17 protein-coding genes are annotated in these 16,429 nt (G+C 68.7%); 3 read left to right on the top strand and 14 right to left on the bottom strand.

The window, feature by feature from the left end; all coding sequences use genetic code 11:
- Positions 1 to 118: 118 nt before the first annotated feature.
- Positions 119 to 1,087: a photosynthetic reaction center subunit M gene (pufM, locus tag BSY19_RS23620; protein ID WP_069056294.1), complete on the top strand. Its 969-nt coding sequence runs from the start codon at positions 119 to 121 to the stop codon at positions 1,085 to 1,087.
- Positions 1,088 to 1,296: 209 nt separating this feature from the next.
- Here pufM and hemA read toward each other — a convergent pair whose 3' ends face one another.
- The 14 genes from hemA to bchF all read right to left on the bottom strand — a co-directional run bounded on the left by hemA (position 1,297) and on the right by bchF (position 13,452).
- Positions 1,297 to 2,508 (bottom strand): 5-aminolevulinate synthase, encoded by a 1,212-nt coding sequence (gene hemA / locus BSY19_RS23615; protein ID WP_069056293.1) that lies wholly within the window; start codon positions 2,506 to 2,508, stop codon positions 1,297 to 1,299.
- Between the two features lie 29 nt (positions 2,509 to 2,537).
- Positions 2,538 to 3,407, bottom strand: a complete 870-nt coding sequence (puhE, locus tag BSY19_RS23610; RefSeq protein ID WP_069056292.1) for a putative photosynthetic complex assembly protein PuhE — start codon at positions 3,405 to 3,407, stop codon at positions 2,538 to 2,540.
- A gap of 12 nt (positions 3,408 to 3,419) precedes the next feature.
- Positions 3,420 to 4,499 (bottom strand): magnesium-protoporphyrin IX monomethyl ester (oxidative) cyclase, encoded by a 1,080-nt coding sequence (gene acsF, locus BSY19_RS23605; protein ID WP_069056291.1) that lies wholly within the window; start codon positions 4,497 to 4,499, stop codon positions 3,420 to 3,422.
- Entirely contained in the window at positions 4,496 to 4,786 is a 291-nt protein-coding gene (locus tag BSY19_RS23600; protein ID WP_150129711.1) for a hypothetical protein, read from the bottom strand. Before BSY19_RS23600 ends, acsF begins: the two co-directional genes overlap by 4 nt.
- Positions 4,787 to 4,812: 26 nt before the next feature.
- On the bottom strand, positions 4,813 to 5,286 hold the full coding sequence (puhC, locus tag BSY19_RS23595) for a photosynthetic complex assembly protein PuhC (protein WP_069056289.1): 474 nt from the start codon (positions 5,284 to 5,286) through the stop codon (positions 4,813 to 4,815).
- 13 nt (positions 5,287 to 5,299) lie between these two features.
- Complete coding sequence (gene puhB / locus BSY19_RS23590; protein ID WP_069056288.1) at positions 5,300 to 5,965, bottom strand: photosynthetic complex putative assembly protein PuhB; 666 nt, start codon at positions 5,963 to 5,965, stop codon at positions 5,300 to 5,302.
- Positions 5,962 to 6,738: a photosynthetic reaction center subunit H gene (gene puhA, locus BSY19_RS23585; RefSeq protein ID WP_083247799.1), complete on the bottom strand. Its 777-nt coding sequence runs from the start codon at positions 6,736 to 6,738 to the stop codon at positions 5,962 to 5,964. The genes puhB and puhA overlap by 4 nt, the downstream gene beginning before the upstream one ends.
- 40 nt (positions 6,739 to 6,778) lie before the next feature.
- A complete protein-coding gene (locus BSY19_RS23580; RefSeq protein WP_069056287.1) occupies positions 6,779 to 8,212 on the bottom strand; it encodes a BCD family MFS transporter in 1,434 nt (477 codons plus the stop codon).
- Entirely contained in the window at positions 8,209 to 8,910 is a 702-nt protein-coding gene (gene bchM / locus BSY19_RS23575) for a magnesium protoporphyrin IX methyltransferase (RefSeq protein WP_069056286.1), read from the bottom strand. The genes BSY19_RS23580 and bchM overlap by 4 nt, the downstream gene beginning before the upstream one ends.
- Positions 8,910 to 9,740 (bottom strand): ferredoxin:protochlorophyllide reductase (ATP-dependent) iron-sulfur ATP-binding protein, encoded by an 831-nt coding sequence (gene bchL, locus BSY19_RS23570; RefSeq protein WP_210171827.1) that lies wholly within the window; start codon positions 9,738 to 9,740, stop codon positions 8,910 to 8,912. The genes bchM and bchL overlap by 1 nt, the downstream gene beginning before the upstream one ends.
- Before the next feature lie 95 nt (positions 9,741 to 9,835).
- Entirely contained in the window at positions 9,836 to 10,045 is a 210-nt protein-coding gene (locus tag BSY19_RS23565; protein WP_069056284.1) for a hypothetical protein, read from the bottom strand.
- Entirely contained in the window at positions 10,020 to 11,645 is a 1,626-nt protein-coding gene (gene bchB / locus BSY19_RS23560; protein WP_069056283.1) for a ferredoxin:protochlorophyllide reductase (ATP-dependent) subunit B, read from the bottom strand. The genes BSY19_RS23565 and bchB overlap by 26 nt, the downstream gene beginning before the upstream one ends.
- A 2-nt stretch (positions 11,646 to 11,647) precedes the next feature.
- Entirely contained in the window at positions 11,648 to 12,937 is a 1,290-nt protein-coding gene (locus tag BSY19_RS23555; RefSeq protein ID WP_069056282.1) for a ferredoxin:protochlorophyllide reductase (ATP-dependent) subunit N, read from the bottom strand.
- Positions 12,934 to 13,452: a 2-vinyl bacteriochlorophyllide hydratase gene (bchF, locus tag BSY19_RS23550; RefSeq protein ID WP_069056281.1), complete on the bottom strand. Its 519-nt coding sequence runs from the start codon at positions 13,450 to 13,452 to the stop codon at positions 12,934 to 12,936. The genes BSY19_RS23555 and bchF overlap by 4 nt, the downstream gene beginning before the upstream one ends.
- 454 nt (positions 13,453 to 13,906) lie before the next feature.
- Between bchF and BSY19_RS23545 the strand changes: the two genes are divergently transcribed.
- Both BSY19_RS23545 and ppsR read left to right on the top strand, forming a co-directional pair.
- Positions 13,907 to 14,809, top strand: coding sequence for a cobalamin B12-binding domain-containing protein (locus tag BSY19_RS23545; protein ID WP_083247798.1), 903 nt, complete (start codon positions 13,907 to 13,909; stop codon positions 14,807 to 14,809).
- 73 nt (positions 14,810 to 14,882) lie between these two features.
- Positions 14,883 to 16,337, top strand: a complete 1,455-nt coding sequence (ppsR, locus tag BSY19_RS23540; protein WP_083247797.1) for a transcriptional regulator PpsR — start codon at positions 14,883 to 14,885, stop codon at positions 16,335 to 16,337.
- Positions 16,338 to 16,429: the final 92 nt, after the last annotated feature.

The raw sequence follows: 16,429 nt of genomic DNA, 5'->3' as shown, positions 1-16,429 counted from the left end.
GCGCCGGCCCGAGGCCGACCAAGCGGCCTGACGCCGAGAGAAGGCGCCAGGCCCAAGACCAAACCGTCCAAGACCAAACCCGCCCCAGACGCAGCCCGGTTCTCCAAGGATCAAGGCGATGGCAACCTATCAGAACATCTTCACCCGGGTTCAGATCCACGGTGCGCCCGATCTCGGCGTCCCGCTTCCCGGGCGGGGCACGCGCCGCGGTACCGCCACGCGGGTGAGCCACCTGTTCGGCATGATCGGCGACGCCCAGATCGGCCCGATCTATCTCGGCTGGACCGGGGTGACCTCGCTCATCTGCGGCCTCATCGCGTTCGAGATCATCGGCTTCAACATGCTGGCCTCGGTGAACTGGGACCCGGTTCGCTTCGTCCGCGAGCTCTTCTGGCTGCAGCTGGCACCTCCCGGCCCGCAATACGGGTTCAGTCCATTCGTGCCCCTGAAGGAGGGCGGCTGGTTCATCATCGCCGGCTTCTTCTTCACCGTGTCTGTCCTGTTGTGGTGGGTGCGGACCTATAATCGCGCCCGGGCGCTCGGCATGGGCACGCATGTCGCCTGGGCCTTCGCCGGCGCCATCTGGCTGATGCTCGTTCTCGGTTTCATCCGGCCGATGCTGATGGGCTCATGGAGCGAGGCGGTCCCCTACGGAGTCTTCCCGCATCTCGACTGGACGCAGAACTTCTCGCTGCGCTACGGCAACCTCTTCTACAACCCCTTCCACGCGCTCTCGATCGTGTTCCTCTACGGTTCGGCGCTGCTCTTCGCCATGCACGGCGCGACGATCCTGGCCGTCTCGCGCTATGGCGGCGACCGCGAGATCGAGCAGATCGTCGACCGCGGCACGGCGTCCGAGCGCGCCGCCCTGTTCTGGCGCTGGACGATGGGCTTCAACGCGACGATGGAGTCGATCCATCGCTGGGCCTGGTGGTTCGCCGTGCTGACGACCGTGACCGGCGGCATCGGCATCCTGCTGACCGGAACAGCGGTCGACAACTGGTACGAATGGGCGATCAAGCACAAGTTCGCTCCGAGTGACCCGACCATGTGGCCGGCGACGCCGGTGCCCCCGCCGCGGCCCTGAGCCTGCCGCATCAATCAATCCTCGACCGCGACCGAGCGGACGATCCCTGGGAGGCCGGAAACGGCCTCCCTTTTTCGTGCCGGGCATACGGGTTCGGCCCGGAGCCATGCGCGCAGCGGGCCACAGCCGCACCAGGCTTCGGATGGAGCGGCAACGAAAAAGGCCGGGCGCTGGGCCCGGCCTTTTCCTGTCTGCGGTGGAGGATCGTCTCAGGCGGCGCGGCGCAGGCCGACCTGGCGCCAGATCGCGGTCAGCGCCCCGACCAGGGCGGCGATATCGGCGTCGCTGTGGAGCGGCGAGGGGGTGATCCGCAGCCGCTCGGTGCCGCGCGGCACGGTCGGGTAGTTGATCGGCTGGACATAGATGTCGAAGCGCTCGAGCAACTCGTCGCTGATCCGCTTGCAGAGGACGGGATCGCCGACCATCACCGGGACGATGTGGCTGGGATTGGGCAGATGGGGAATGCCCGCCGCATCCAGCCCGGCCCGGACGGCGGCGACCCGATCGCGCTGGCCGTCGCGCTCGGCCTGGCTCGCCTTGAGGTGGCGCACCGAGGCGAGCGCGCCAGCGGCCAGGGCCGGCGGCAGCGAGGTCGAGAAGATGAAGCCCGAGGCGAAGCTGCGGATGAAGTCGCAGGTGGCGGCGCTGGCGGCGATGTAGCCGCCCATGATGCCGAAGCCCTTGGCGAGCGTGCCCTCGATCACGTCGAGGCGGTGGCTGAGACCCTCGCGCTCGCTGACGCCGCCGCCGCGCGGCCCGTAGAGGCCGACCGCATGGACTTCGTCGATATAGGTCATGGCGCCGAACTCGTCGGCGAGATCGCAGAATTCCGCGATCGGCGCGATGTCACCATCCATCGAATAGACCGACTCGAAGGCGAGCAGCTTGGGCCGGCGCGGATCGATCGCCTGCAGCTTGCGGCGCAGATCGTCGGGGTCGTTGTGGGCGAAGACGACCTTGTCGGCGCGTGAATGGCGGATCCCCTCGATCATCGAGGCGTGGTTGAGACCGTCGGTCAGGACCACGCAGTCGGGAATGCGCGCCGCGAAGGTCGAGAGCGAGGCCCAGTTCGACATGTAGCCGGAGTTGAAGAGAAGCGCGGCTTCCTTGCCGTGCAGGTCGGCGAGCTCGCGCTCGAGCAGCACGTGGTAGTGATTGGTGCCGCCGATGTTGCGGGTACCGCCGGCACCCGCACCGCAGCCGTCGAGCGCGCCATGCATCGCGGCGAGCACGTCGGGATTCTGGCCCATGCCGAGATAGTCGTTGGAGCACCAGACCGTGACGTCACGCGGGCCGTCCGTGCCATGGAAGGTGGCGCGGGGAAACTGTCCGGCCTTGCGCTCCAGATCGGCGAAGACGCGATAGCGGCCTTCCTTGTGGAGCCCGTCGAGTTCCTTGCGGAAGAACATCTCGTAGTCCATCGGCGGCCTCCTGGGAGCGCGCTGTCGCGCTATGCGACGAGGGTTGGCGGGGGAACGGCGCGCGGGGTCGCGAGGCCGGGGGCGGAAGGGAGCGGCGCCGCGACCCGTGCGGGCGCGAGCGCGGGATCGGCATGGGCGGCCTCGTCACGCGAGCGCAGGCCCCAGGCCCAGAGCTCGGCGACCGGTAGCGGCAGCACCAGGAACCAGTGCTCGACGAGGCCGAGCACGGCGAAGGTCGCCAGCAGGACGAAGCCCGTGATCGCGAAGGGATCCCCGGCCCGGACGACGCTGTGCACGAGCCAGGCGCTGAGCAGCGTCGCGGCGGTCACCGAGAGCGGAAACAGCAGGTTCATCGGCCGCTGGCGGAAATAGCTCTTCAGATAGGCGAGGTGCTCGGGCAGGAACTCGACCGTGGTGTTGGGCACGCCGAGATAGATGTTGAGCTTGGTCGAGAGGCGCATGGCGAAGAGCAGCGCGAAGGTGGCGAGGCCGAACAGGTTCGCGCCGTCGGCGGTCAGGACGGCGATGATCGCCAGCGAGACCAGCAGCGCCAGCTCGTGATGCAGGATGGCGCGGGTCGCGGCCCCGAAACGGGCGAAGCCGCGCAGGCCGGGGGGGCAGGGCTCCCGCGTCGTGCCGGCGACATAGCCGAGCAGGAAGGCGAGCTCGTTCCAGCCCCAGACCACGAGCGCACAGAACACGGCGAGATAGGCGCCGGCGACGCTGGTGTCGCCGGCCGTGGCGGCCAGTCCCCAGAAGGCGGCGAGCACAGCGAGCGTGGCGCCCGCCAGGCTCCAGCGGAAGGTCGCCCGGGGCAGACCGTCGAGATAGAGGATCGCCCCGGTGGAGAACCACCAGGCGATCAGTGTCGCGACGATCGGGAGCCCGTAGATGACCAAGACGCCGCCTCCTCAATAGGCCGGCTGGAGCCGGCTGGTGCGGGGGATCTCGTTCTTGATCGTCGGCAGCAGATAGAGCTTCAACAGGGCATAGCCGACCTGGGCCTGGTAGGCGCGCATCCGGAGCTGCGCGGCCAAGCCGCCCTGCTCGGAGGCCTCGGCGATCTTGCCGGCGAGGATGCGGACGCGCTCGAGCCCGGCGCGGAACTTCGGATTGTCCGTGTCGAGGACGACCGGGAAGACCTGGCGCGAGATTTCCGAGGTGATGCGGTAGACCTCAAAATCATACTCCGTCGGGTCGATGTCGAGCGCCTTGTGGAATTCGGGCCGGACATGGTCGCGCACATACATCGTCGCGTAGACGGCGAGCAGGAAGAAGCGCACCCAGAGCTTGTTGCCGCCGGTGAGCAGATGCGGGTTGGCCCGCATCAGCAGCGAGAAGGCCTCGCCATGGCGGAACTCGTCGTTGCACCACTCGCGGAACCATTTGAAGATCGGGTGGAAGCACTTGTCGGGGTTGCGCTCCAGGTGCCGGAAGATGGTGATGTAGCGCGCATAGCCGATCTTCTCGGAGAGATAGGTCGCGTAGAAGATGAACTTGGGCTTGAAGAAGGTGTATTTCTTGGCCTTGGTCAGGAAGCCGAGATCGACGCCGATGCTGAATTCCTTGAGCGCGTCGTTGATGAAGCCGGCATGGCGGGCCTCGTCGCGGCTCATGTATTTGAACAGCTCGCAGATGTCGGGGTTGGTGCCGCGCTTGCGCATCTCGGCATAGAGGACGCAGCCGGAGAACTCCGCCGTCAGCGACGACACCAGGAAGTCGATGAACTCCTTGCGCAGCGGCTCGGGGATCTTCTCGAGTTCGAGCTTCCAGTCGGCGTTGCGGGTGAAGTGCCCCTTGTTGGGGTCGCTCTTCATCTCTGCGATCAGCACGTCCCACTCGTCGCGGACGGGCGTGACGTCGATCTTGTCGAGCTCGTCGAAATCGGTGGTGTAGAAGCGCGGCGTCAGCATGGTGTCCTGCTGGGCCATGCGGGTGGCTTCGTTGGGGGCCGCGCGCATGGCGCCGGCCGAAAGGGTTGCAGCGGTCATAGCTTGGTCCTTTCCGAGAAGCTGAATTCGAGCAGCTCCATGAATTCGGCGCGGCCGGTGATCCTGGTCCAGAGCTGCTCGAGCCAGCCGGCGCGCTTGACGGTCGCGACGCGGCGGAAGGTCTGGACCTCGCCATAGGGAACCTTGATCGGCTCGCCATGGACGATGACCTCGTCGCCTGGGCGGATCTTGACGTCGCCGTCGAGCGTCACATGGGCGTGCAGACTGTCGAAGGTGTGGGACACCTCGATGGTGCAGCCGACGTCGAACTGCTTCGGCTCGGCCATGGTTCTGTCCGTCAAAGTGAAATCGGTCATGAGCGGTTCTCCCGAGGGGGCAGGAAGCGCGCGAAGGTGGCGGCGTTGCCGCTTCCGAAGGCGTCGAGCTCGATCCGGGCGCCGGTCGAAGGATCGCTCAGGCTCAGGCGGCCATTCTCGCGACGCTCCAGGAGGAAGGGCAGGTCCCGCGGCAGGCCGGCCTGTTTGCGCTGGCGCGCCAGGCTGCGCATCGTGCCGCGGATGAAGCCGTCGGCGCCGACGGCGATCGTCGCGAGCGCCCGGCCGGAGCCGTCACGGACCAGGACGGAGCCGTCCTCGCGGTCCTCGAAGCGCAGATCGGCCCGGGCGACGGTCGGACTGTCCGGGATGCCGGTGGCGCCGATGCCGGTCTGGCGCGCGAAGCCGGCAATGGCGATCGTCGCGACCATCATCAGGGCCATGCCGACCAGCGTCCAGCGCGGTGGCGACAGGCTGGTCGATGGTTGCGGGGGAAGGGCGGTGTCGCTCATCGTCCCGGTCTCCTCAACCCGCCGCCGCCATGCCCTGGGGCAGGCGCTGGTCGTTGGCGGCGTCCGCAACCGGCAGGCGTGCGGGGACAGCGGCGCCGCAATGGACCGACAGGGCGCGGGCCAGGATGTCGGCGGCGCGCTCGGCCTCCGGCAGATCCCGCAGCATCGGCTCCGGCCGCCCCAGGCGCCAGGGCCGCGCATGCGGCCACATGACGATGTAGGAGACACGCTCCCCCGGGACGAGGGCGACCGGGATGTCTCCCAGGCCGCTGCGACGCAGCTTCAGGCCGGCTCCGGCCACGAGCGCGAAGGGCAGGTTGATCGTCATCGGCAGGGCGATGCCGAAGCGCATCACGAGCCGGCGGTTCGTGATCGTGTAGACGGTGCCGCGGGCGGCGAGCCAGGCGAGCGCGGCGAGCAGGCCGGCGGCGACGCTGCCCGCCAAAGCGATCCAGGTCATCGGCAGCAGCGTGGCGGCGAGCGGCGTGCCCTGGATCAGCGCGAGCACCGGCTGGGCGGCGACGAGGGCGCCGAAATAGAAGGCGACCTCGCGGACATGGAAGGCGCGCCAGGCGAGGCCGCGCCAGTCCGGCCCGCCCTGCCAGAGGATGGTTTCACCCTCCGGCGGACGGGCGGGCAGGCCGGGAATCGGCTCGAAGGCGAAATCGTCGTGGCTCATAGCAGCGGCTCCGCGCGGTCGGGTGTCGCGTAGAGCGTGCCGGCGCCGTAATAGGCGCAGATCCTCTCCTCCTCGAGCCGCGTGACGGAATCGGGCTGGCGGGTCGCGGGCACGTCGGCGAACTGTCTCGCCAGAAGCGCCTCGACCTTGATGCGGCCGATGCCGGGCCTCGCGCCGCGCGTGATGTCGGAGAAGGTCACCGGCAGCAGCACGCTGCGGCCGCTGGTCAGCGCGACCTCGAAGTAGCGGATCAGGGCCTCGGAGCGATCGACCCAGAGATCGACGACTTTGCCCGCGACCTTCATGTCGGCGCCGATCACGTCGTAGCCGCGCGGATCTTCCTTGGCCGAGCAGGCATAGCCCGTGGCGACACGGACAGGGACGATCTTGAGATGGTTGTCATAGGTCATCTCCGGGTTGTCGGCGCGCTCGGCCCAGGAGCCGGGGCCGACCGAATCGAGCATCGGATTGGCGCCGGTGGGCGCCAGCGGCGCGCCCGGGAACTTGGCCGTGGGCTGCGCGGCGACCGGACGGCTGTCGCGTTGTCCGCTGGGCGCCTTGACGCTGGTTCCGTCGGCGAGCCGGAAGGTCTTCGGAGACGGGTAGAAGATCAGGCTCGGCGCCAGCATCTTGCCGGGATGCGTGTCGGCTTCGAGCGGATAGCCCTCGCGTCGGTCCTCGCGGCGCAGGTAGATGACCAGCCCGGCGAAGAACAGCCAGAACAGCCAAATCGCGATCTGAGCGACGTCCATGTATCCCAAGATCTCACGCATCAGAGAGCCCTCCTTGCAAGGCCTTTGGCTTGGTGTGCGGTCAGCCTGGAAATTCCGCGAGGCCGAAACGGGTTGATGGGACCGGACGCACCGCTGCGGCACTGCGCACCAGGGGACCGATGGCGACGAGGGTGGCAAACAGGAGCGCGACCTCGAGATGGTAGACGGCACTGTAGGCGACCGAGGGATCTGACAGCCCGGGACCGAGCGCCCGGGCTCCGACCAGCGCCTCGACGCCGTCCTTGATGCCGCCGCCGAGCGCAATCGCGATCCCGGCGGAACTGGCCTGGACCGCGCCCCAGATGCCGACGGCGAGGCCATGGTCGACGCCCTCTTCGAGCTCCATCGCGATCGTCAGGGTGCTGACCGCAAACAGTCCGCCGCCGAAGCCGATCAGGACCGTGCCGCAGCGGAACAGGTCGGGTGCGTCGATCGCGCCGGCGAAGATCACGCTCGGGAAGGCGACGAGACCCGAGACGAGGCCAAGCCCGGCCAGGCGATAGGGGTCCACGCCCGCCGCCAGTGTCCGGGCGGCGAGCGCGAAGGCCGCCAGCGCGCCGGTGGCGAGCAGCGCGGTCAGCACCGTCGTGCCGCTGACGCTGAGCTTCAGCACCTGCGCGCCATAGGGTTCGAGGATGATGTCCTGCATGTTGAAGGCGGCCGTGCCGAGCGCGACCGCCACGAGGAAGCGCGCGGCGCGCGGCCGGGCGATGAACTGCCGGAACAGGGTGCGGAAGGCCGGGCGCTCGATATCGGCGGCGGTCCGGGCCGGGTTGCGGGCCTCCTGTTTCCACAGCGCGACGACGTTGAGCACCATGGTCACGACAGCGGCGCCCTGGATGACCTGGATCAGGCGCACCGGGGAAAAATCCGTGAGCAGCCACGCGAAGATCACCCCGCTCGCGACCATGCCGACCAGCAAGGTGACATAGAGCAGTGCGACGACGCGGGCCCGCGTCGCGGGCGTGGCGAGGTCGGTGGCGAGCGCGAGCCCCGCGGTCTGCGTGGTGTGGAGCCCGGCGCCGACGAGGAGGAAGGCCAGTGCCGCGCCGATCTGGCCGTAGATCACCGGGCCGACGCCGCCGCCGGACAGAACCAGAAGCGCGAAGGGCATGATCGCCAGCCCGCCGAACTGCAGCAGCGAGCCGAACCAGACATAGGGCACGCGCCGCCAGCCGAGCACCGAGCGGTGCGTGTCGGATTTGTAGCCGATCAGCGCGCGCAAAGGGGCAAACAGGAATGGCAGGCAGACCATCGCCGCTACCAGCGTCGCGGGCACGTTCAACTCGACGATCATGACCCGGTTGAGCGTGCCGACCAGCAGGACGGTCGCCATCCCCACCGAAACCTGGAAAAGCGAGAGGCGCAGGATCCGGCCGAGCGGAAGCTCCGGCGAGGCCGCATCGGCAAAGGGCAGCCAGCGCGGACCGATCCGCGTCAGACCCTTCACCAAGGCGGCCGAGACCGGGTTCATCGGGCGACGAGCTCCAGGGCCTGGGATTTGTAGAAGGCGCTGGACACGCGCTCGCTGCGGCCGATGCGCCAGGGCGAGAGGCTGCGCTCGCCGGCGATGGCCGAGGCGAGGTTGCGGGTGCTGACCGGCTCGATCGCGGGCGCCCGGTCCGCCCGCGGGAAGGCGAGGCCGGCCCAGTGCATCAGCGTCAGCGCGGGCGTGCGCGGCGCATGCGTGACCAGCATCGAGCCGCTGGTCCGTTCTGCCAGCCGCGCCAGCGCGGCCACGATGTCGGCGGCCTTGTAGTGGATCAGCGAATCCATCGCCACGACATGGTCGAAGCGGCCGAGCGCCGGGTCGAGCATGTCGCCGGTGCGGAAGCTGATCGAGCCGCCGCAGAGCTTGCGCGGGCTGCGGTCCTGCGCCAGCGCGACCAGTGTCGGCGACAGGTCGATGGCGGTGACATGGGCGCCGCGCAGCGCGCATTCGACGGCCAGCGCCCCGGTGCCGCAGCCGGCGTCGAGGATGCGGGCGCCGCGGATGTCCTGCGGCAGCCAGGCCAGGAGCTTGTTGCGCATGGCGTCGCGGCCGGCGCGCACGGTGGCGCGGATGCCGCTGACGGGAGCGTCCGTGGTCAGCCGCGCCCAGGCATCGACCGCCGTGCGGTCGAAATAGGTCTGCAGTTCACTGCGACGCCGGACGTAGTTCGCTTCGGACATCACTCGTACCCCAGGAAATCGAAGATCTCGCGATCCTTCATCGGGCGGGCATCGAGTGCCGGCCCGCCGGCCCAGAGCTGCTCGGCGAGGTTCATGTATTCGCGCTGGACAGCGAGCACCTCGGGCGCGTCGCCCATCTCGAACAGCGTCGCCTTCTTGAGCCGCGAGCGGCGGATGGCGTCGAGATCGGGGAAATGGGCGAGGCGCTTCAGGCCCGTGGCGGCGTTGAAGCGGTCGATCTCGTCGGTGCCGGCGGAGCGGTTGGCGATGACGCCGCCGACGCGGACCTCGTAGTTCTTCGACTTCGCCTTGATGGCGGCGACGATGCGGTTCATCGCGAAGATCGAGTCGAAGTCGTTGGCGGTGACGATGACCGCCCGCTCGGCGTGCTGGAGGGGCGCCGCGAAACCGCCGCAAACGACGTCGCCGAGCACGTCGAAGATCACCACGTCGGTGTCCTCGAGCAGGTGATGCTCCTTGAGCAGCTTCACGGTCTGGCCGACGACATAGCCGCCGCAGCCGGTGCCGGCCGGCGGCCCGCCGGCCTCGATGCACATGACGCCGTTGTAGCCCTCGAAGCAGAAATCCTCGACGCGCAGCTCCTCCGAATGGAAGTTCACCGTCTCGAGCACGTCGATGACCGTCGGCATCAGCTTCTTGGTCAGGGTGAAGGTGGAATCGTGCTTGGGGTCGCAGCCGATCTGCAGCACGCGCTTGCCCATGCGCGAGAAGGCGACGGAGAGGTTGGACGAGGTCGTCGACTTGCCGATGCCGCCCTTGCCGTAGACGGCGAAGACCTTGGCGCTCTCGCAGGCCATGAGCTGGTCCATCTGGATCTGGACCGAGCCCTCGCCGTCCTCGCCAGGAGGCGGGGGCGTCTTGGTGCGGTAGTCGGCCTTGAGGCCGGGATGCTGGAACAGGACGGTCATGGCGAGGCCTCGCTGCCGCATTCGGCGCGCCGGTCGCGCCGGCGCCGGCTGCCGGCGCGTCGGGGCGCGGGGCCCGCGGCGTCGGTTTCCGCGCGGTTGTCGCCGGCGGAGTCGCAGCCGTCGCCCATCAGGGCGCGGCGGCGGTCGAGCATGACCATCGCCAGCATGGTGGGAACGAAATCAGCGGCCGAAATGGGCTTTGGCATCGTAGAGTGTCTCCACCGTGATCGGGCTGATCCCGCGTTCGCCTGCGAATTTCTCGGTGTTCCGCCGAGCCTTGCCGCGCACGAAGAACGGGATCTTCTTCAGTTCGAGTTCGGCATCGGGCGCCCAGCTGAGGACGATCGGCCTGTCGGCGACCATCACCTCCACCGCGACCTCCGCGTCTGTCGCGGCGACGGCCGGTGCCGTCTCGACAGGTTCGGAGGGCGGTGCCGGACGACCGGCAGGGGGCTTGGCGCCATGTCCGAGATGCGAGGAGCCGGCGCCGTCGTTGAACTCGAAATCGTCGCGGAACATGCCGAGCAGGTGCTCCTCGAGGCCCATCATCAGCGGATGGACCCAGGAGTCGAAGATGACGTTGGCACCCTCGAAGCCCATCTGCGGCGAGTAGCGCGCCGGGAAATCCTGGACATGGACCGGCGCCGAGATCACCGCGCAGGGGATGCCGAGGCGCTTGGCGATGTGGCGTTCCATCTGCGTGCCGAGCACGAGCTCGGGCTGGAGCTCGGCACAGGCCGCCTCGACCTCGAGATAGTCCTCGGTGATCAGGGCCTCGAGGCCGAGCCGGCCGGCGGCCTCGCGGACGTCGCGGGCGCGCTCGCGGGAGTAGGTGCCGAGGCCGACGACCTTGAAGCCGAGCTCCTCGCTGGCGATGCGGGCGGCGGCGATGGCGTGAGTGGCGTCGCCGAAGACGAAGACGCGCTTGGCTGTGAGATAGGTCGAGTCGACCGAGCGCGAATACCAGGGCAGGCGCGAGGTCTCGTCGGCGAGGACCGCCGTGGCGTCGACGCCGGCGAGGCGGGCCACCTCGGTGATGAAGTCGCGGGTCGCGCCGACGCCGATCGGCACCGTGGCGATGGTCGGCTGGCCGAAGGCGCGCTTGAGCCATTGTGCGGCCAGGCCCGCGATCTCGGGATAGAGCACGACGTTGAAATCGGCCTGGCCGAGCCGGGCGATGTCGGCGGCCCCGGCCTGCCAGGGCGCGACGACGTTCACGGCCACGCCGAGCCGCGCCAGCAGGTCCTTGACGGCGCGGACATCGTCGCGATGACGGAAGCCGAGCGCAGTGGCGCCGAGGATGTTGCAGCGGGCCGGCTCGCCGGGCGCGCGGGCGGGGCGGACGGTGCCCGGAGGCAGCATGTGCGGGCCCGCCAGCGTGCGCACGAGCTGGTAGAAGGTCTCGGCCGCGCCCCAGTTCTCCTTGCGCTGATAGGAGGGCAGCTCGAGCGGGATCACCGGGATCGGCAGGCCGAGCGCGCGGGCGAGACCCGCCGGATCGTCCTGGATCAGCTCGCCGGTGCAGGAGGCCCCGACCAGCATGGCGGCCGGCTTGAAGCGCTCATAGGCGTCATGGGCGGCGCGCTGGAACAGATCGGCGGTGTCGCCGCCGAGATCGCGCGCCTGAAAGGTGGTGTAGGTCACGGGCGGGCGCTGGCCGCGCCGCTCGATCATGGTGAAGAGCAGGTCGGCATAGGTGTCGCCCTGGGGGGCGTGCAGGACGTAGTGCACGTCGGTCATCGCGGTCGCGATCCGCATCGCGCCGACATGCGGGGGGCCTTCATAGGTCCAGACGGTGAGCTGCATCGCTACACCTCCAGCGCCGCGCGCCGGTTCAGCGGCCGCGCGAACAGCTCGGCGAGATCGCCGGCCTGCTCGAAGCCCTGAATCGGAGTGAAGACGAGCTCGATCGCCCATTTCGTGGTCAGGCCACGCGCCTCCAGCGGATTGGCGAGGCCGAGCCCGCAGACCGTGATGTCGGGCGCCGCCGCCAGGCAGCGGTCGAGCTGGCGGTCGACGTCCTGGCCCTCGCTGAGCTGGACGCCGGCCGGCAGCAGGGCGAGGTCCGCCGCGAGATGCTCCTTGTGGAGGTAAGGCGTGCCGACCTCGACCAGCTCCATCTCGAGTTCGCGGGCGAGGAAGCGGGCGATCGGGATCTCGAGCTGGCTGTCGGGGAAGAAGAAGATGCGCCGGCCGCGCAAGGCCCGGCGCGAATGCTGCAGCGCCTTGTCTGCGCGCTCGCGCGGGGCGGCGACGGCCGCCTCGAAAACCGCGTCCGCGACGCCGAAGGCGTCGGCGGCGGCCCGCAGCCAGGCGGTGGTGCCTTCGGCACCGAGCGGGAAGGGGGCAGCAAGCCGCGTCGCGCCGCGGTTTTCCAGCTCACGCGCCGTCTCGCCGAGGAAGGGCTGGACCAGCAGGTAACGGGTCTGCGGCCCGACGGCCGGCATGTCGGCGGCGCGACGGGCCGGCAGGAAGGCGACGCGGGTGATGCCCATCGCGGCGAAGAGCCGGCGGAACTGGTCCTCGACCGCATCCGCCAGGACCCCGACGATGAGCAGCGAGGCCGCAGCGCCGGCGGGTTCGGCCGGCAGGGTCGGGACGAGCGCGGTCAGGCAGGCGTCCTCGCCCTGGGTGAAGGTCGTCTCGATCCCGCTGCCGGAATAGTTGAGCACCCTGACCTGCGGCGCGAAGCGCTGGCCGAGCCGCAGCGCGGCCCGCGAGAGGTCGAGCTTGATGACCTCGGAAGGGCAGGAGCCGACGAGGAACAGCATCCGGATCTCGGGCCGCCTCGCGAGCAGGCGCTCGACGACGGCGTCGAGCTCGGCATTGGCGTCGGCCAGCCCCGCGAGGTCCTTCTCCTCGATGATCGCCGTGGCGAAGCGCGGTTCGGCGAAGATCATCACGCCGGCCGCCGACTGCATCAGATGGGCGCAGGTGCGCGAGCCGACGATGAGGAAGAAGGCGTCCTGGATCTTGCGGTGGAGCCACATGATCCCGGTCAGGCCGCAGAAGACCTCGCGCTGGCCGCGCTCCCGCAGGATCGGGGGGGCCGCGCAGCCCGAGGCGGGCACGGGCGTGACGAGCAGGGGCGCGTTCATGACGCGAGCTCCAGCCGGTCGTCGAGTTCGGCGGGAGCGGCTGCTGCCTGCAGGCGGGCCGCGCGCAGCTTCAGCAGGAACTGGGCGGCGTTGACGACATAGGTGGCGTAGGCGGCGAGCGCGATCAGCATCTGCTCGGTCGGCGTCAGCCAGCCGGTGACGATCGCGACCAGATAGGCCGTGTGCAGCGCGATGACGATGAAGCTGACCGCGTCCTCCCAGAAGAAGGCGGGCGCGAAGAGATAGACGCCGAAGACGTCCCGCTCCCACAGGGCCCCGGTCACCATGATGGTGTAGAGCACCAGCGTCTTGAGGATGATCGACAGGTTCGCCGCGTCATAGCCCGCGCCGGTGGCGAGATAGCGCAGCACGAGCGCCAGGCTGACGAGAAAGACGAGGAACTGCAGGGGGGCGAGGATGCCCTGAACCAACGTCCAGGACGACGCGTCGCGGCGCATGCGCTGCTCGGGCGTGTAGAGCGGTGTGGCGCTGTGCTTCCTGCCCCGAACTGGCATCGGACGTCTCCGGTCCGCTGCGCCGCTGGCGGATCGCCGCGGCGTCGATGGCTGTGAGATTGGCGCCTGCTTCCACGAGTGTCAACTCTTCATGACACTTTATCGCGCGTCTCTGTCATTTCTATTGGACAGGCGCGGATGGCCGGGTTAGGGTTCAATCGCCGCCTCGTGAGTGGCGCCATGCGCGCCGTCGCGCTCATCTCGCAGTTGCGATGCGAGACCTCGATCAGCTTGGTTTTGCTGGTCCTTTTGTTGTTATTGCAATGTTATTCGCGCTCGTATTCATTCGAGCGATAGTAATTTCACGATTGCGGAGCGGCGGAGGTCGTGCTTCACTCTTTGACATAGGTCAAAGGAACTGCCCTCCAGACCGTCGGCTGCGGTGCGGCCACAACGTAACAGGACCATCAGAGTTCCTGGCTGGATCGGACGGTTGCCTGAGGGAGGTGACCTCATGCCTGACTCGGGACGCGGATTCCTGGCTGCGCGAAAGCCGTATGCCGAAGACAATATCGGATTGCCCGATCTGCCGGGCGTCGACTGGTGCCCCCTTGATGCGGTCGGGCCCGAGCCGGGGCTGCGCTCCGACCTCGCCCGCACGATCGAGACGGAGATCATCCCGCGCCTGATGCTCGCGCATCGCGGGCCGGGCGTGATGCGGCCGACGGTGGAGGCCGAGGGGCCGGTCTCGATCTCGGATGCCGATGTCGCGGCGTTCGCCGAGATGGTCGTGCACAAGCCGCTGAGCCTGGCCCGCGCGCATCTCGACGGGCTGCGCGACCGCGGTCTCTCGGCGGAGGCCGTGATCACGACCGTGCTGTCGGCGACGGCGCGCCACCTCGGCGTGCTGTGGGAACAGGACCGCTGCACCTTCGTCGACGTGACCGTCGGCCTCTCCCGGCTGCAGCAATTGCTGCGGGTCTATGGACCGGCCTTCGAGGTCAGTCCCACCCCGCTGGTGGAGCGTGGGCGGGTGCTGCTGGCCGTCGTGCCCGGCGAGCAGCACACCTTCGGACTCGCGGTGGTCGAGGAGTTCTTCCGGCGGGCCGGCTGGCATGTGCAGTCCGAATTCCTGCCGTCGAAGCCGATCCTGATCGAGCATGTCCGGACCGAATGGTTCGACCTGGTGGGATTGTCGGCCAGTGGCGAGGTGTCGGCGGCCGGGGTGGCCGCCGTGGTCAAGGCGGTTCGCGCGGCCTCGCTGAACCCGTCCGTCAAGGTCATGCTCGGCGGGAACCTGTTCGTGTCCGATCCGGATCTCGCCGTTTCGCTGGGGGCCGATTTCGGCGCGCGAGACGCAGCGGAAGCCGTCAATCGTGTCGATTGGATGCTCGAGACGAAAAAGATGTCTTGTTGAAGATCGGGTACACCATTATCTGCTCAAGGCCGTTCCACCGCCCCTCACAGGCAGGACCCGGGTACTCGTCGTGATGAACGTCTTCGCTCCCCAGGCTCCTACGCTCGGTTTCAAGGGTCAATCGGGATGGCTCGGGCGGCTTGCGCCCGAAGTGGCGGGGAGCCTGATCACCGCGGCTTGCGACATCGCCCTCGTCATGGACCGCGACGGCGTCATCCGCGACGTCTCGCTCGGGACGGAGGATCTGCGGCGCGAGGGGCATCGGGACTGGATCGGCCGCAACTGGACCGATATCGTCTCCCTCGAAAGCCGGCCGAAGGTCCTCGACCTGATCGAGAATGCCGGAAGCGAGACCACCATCCAGTTCCGCGAACTGAACCACCCGACGGAGGGTGGCGCCGACGTGCCTGTCCGCTATTCGGCGATGCAGGTCGGTGCGGACGGCACGATCGTCGCGCTGGGGCGCGACCTGCGCAACCTCGCCAATCTCCAGCAGCAGCTGGTCGAGGCGCAGCAGGCGATGGAGCGCGAATATGCGCGGCTCCGGATGGCGGAAACCCGCTATCGCATGCTGTTTCACCTCACCTCCGAGCCCGTCGTGATCGTCGAGGCGGCGCAGTACCGCGTGGTCGAGGCCAATCCCGCCGCGCAGCAGCAGCTCGAACTGCCGGTCGAAAAGCTCGCCAACACCTCGATTCTGGCCGGCCTCGCGCCACAGAGCGGCGAAGCCCTGCAGGGGATGCTGCGGGCCGTGCAGGCCACCGGGCGTGCCGACGAGACGGAGATCGCGCTCGCCTCGGGGGCGAAGCGCTTCCGGGCCATGGCCTCGTCCTTCCGCCAGGACAACGCCGCCTATCTGTTGATCCGGCTGACGCCGCTCACCGATGCGAGCACGGCCACTGCCGCCGCCGAGAGCCGCATCCTCGGCGTGCTGGAGCAGCTGCCCGACGGGTTCGTCGTGATCAGCCCCGAACTCAAGGTGCTGGAGGCCAACCGGGCCTTCCTCGACCTCGCCCAGCTCTCCAGCAAGCACCAGGCGCTCGGCGAGCCGTTGGATCGCTGGCTCGGCCGGCCCGGGATCGACCTGCAGCTCCTGATGGTGACGCTGACGGAGCACGGCGTCGTGCGCAACTTCAACACGATCATGCGCGGCCAGTTCGGGACGGTCGAGGAGGTCGAGCTCTCCGCGGTTCCTGCCCTGAGCGGCGGCACCCCGTCCTACGGCTTCGTCATCCGCAGCCTCGGCGTCCGTAACGCGATGGCCGGGCAGCGCGGTCGGCTGCTCCCCCGTTCCGTCGAGGATCTGACGGATCTGGTCGGGCGCGTGTCGCTGCGCGATCTGGTGCGCGAGACCACCGACGTCATCGAGAAGCTCTGCATCGAGGCGGCCCTGGAGCTGAGCAAGGACAACCGGGCGTCCGCCGCCAACATGCTCGGTCTCAGCCGGCAGAGCTTCTACGCGAAGCTGCGCCGCCACGGCCTCGGCGACCTCGACGATGGCGACGGCGACGGCAGCGACCTGAACTGACCGCTCGACTGTCCAAAACAACTGACACATATCGAGCTTCGAGCTGTCAGTTTTGATTGACGATCGGCGAGGCTGCGCCTAGCCTCCCGTCA

It is taken from the genome of Bosea sp. RAC05, assembly GCF_001713455.1.
Lineage (GTDB): Bacteria > Pseudomonadota > Alphaproteobacteria > Rhizobiales > Beijerinckiaceae > Allobosea.
This window is presented reverse-complemented; position numbering and strand designations above follow the sequence as displayed.

What these genes read in the sequence shown, in the direction of transcription:
- pufM (WP_069056294.1), top strand. Translation starts at nt 119, where the DNA reads ATGGCAACCTATCAGAACATCTTCACCCGGGTTCAGATCCACGGTGCG.
- hemA (WP_069056293.1), bottom strand. Translation starts at nt 2,508, where the DNA reads ATGGACTACGAGATGTTCTTCCGCAAGGAACTCGACGGGCTCCACAAG.
- acsF (WP_069056291.1), bottom strand. Translation starts at nt 4,499, where the DNA reads ATGACCGCTGCAACCCTTTCGGCCGGCGCCATGCGCGCGGCCCCCAAC.
- BSY19_RS23600 (WP_150129711.1), bottom strand. Translation starts at nt 4,786, where the DNA reads ATGGCCGAGCCGAAGCAGTTCGACGTCGGCTGCACCATCGAGGTGTCC.
- puhC (WP_069056289.1), bottom strand. Translation starts at nt 5,286, where the DNA reads ATGAGCGACACCGCCCTTCCCCCGCAACCATCGACCAGCCTGTCGCCA.
- puhB (WP_069056288.1), bottom strand. Translation starts at nt 5,965, where the DNA reads ATGAGCCACGACGATTTCGCCTTCGAGCCGATTCCCGGCCTGCCCGCC.
- puhA (WP_083247799.1), bottom strand. Translation starts at nt 6,738, where the DNA reads ATGCGTGAGATCTTGGGATACATGGACGTCGCTCAGATCGCGATTTGG.
- BSY19_RS23580 (WP_069056287.1), bottom strand. Translation starts at nt 8,212, where the DNA reads ATGAACCCGGTCTCGGCCGCCTTGGTGAAGGGTCTGACGCGGATCGGT.
- bchM (WP_069056286.1), bottom strand. Translation starts at nt 8,910, where the DNA reads ATGTCCGAAGCGAACTACGTCCGGCGTCGCAGTGAACTGCAGACCTAT.
- bchL (WP_210171827.1), bottom strand. Translation starts at nt 9,740, where the DNA reads ATGGACCAGCTCATGGCCTGCGAGAGCGCCAAGGTCTTCGCCGTCTAC.
- BSY19_RS23565 (WP_069056284.1), bottom strand. Translation starts at nt 10,045, where the DNA reads ATGCCAAAGCCCATTTCGGCCGCTGATTTCGTTCCCACCATGCTGGCG.
- bchB (WP_069056283.1), bottom strand. Translation starts at nt 11,645, where the DNA reads ATGCAGCTCACCGTCTGGACCTATGAAGGCCCCCCGCATGTCGGCGCG.
- BSY19_RS23555 (WP_069056282.1), bottom strand. Translation starts at nt 12,937, where the DNA reads ATGAACGCGCCCCTGCTCGTCACGCCCGTGCCCGCCTCGGGCTGCGCG.
- bchF (WP_069056281.1), bottom strand. Translation starts at nt 13,452, where the DNA reads ATGCCAGTTCGGGGCAGGAAGCACAGCGCCACACCGCTCTACACGCCC.
- BSY19_RS23545 (WP_083247798.1), top strand. Translation starts at nt 13,907, where the DNA reads ATGCCTGACTCGGGACGCGGATTCCTGGCTGCGCGAAAGCCGTATGCC.
- ppsR (WP_083247797.1), top strand. Translation starts at nt 14,883, where the DNA reads ATGAACGTCTTCGCTCCCCAGGCTCCTACGCTCGGTTTCAAGGGTCAA.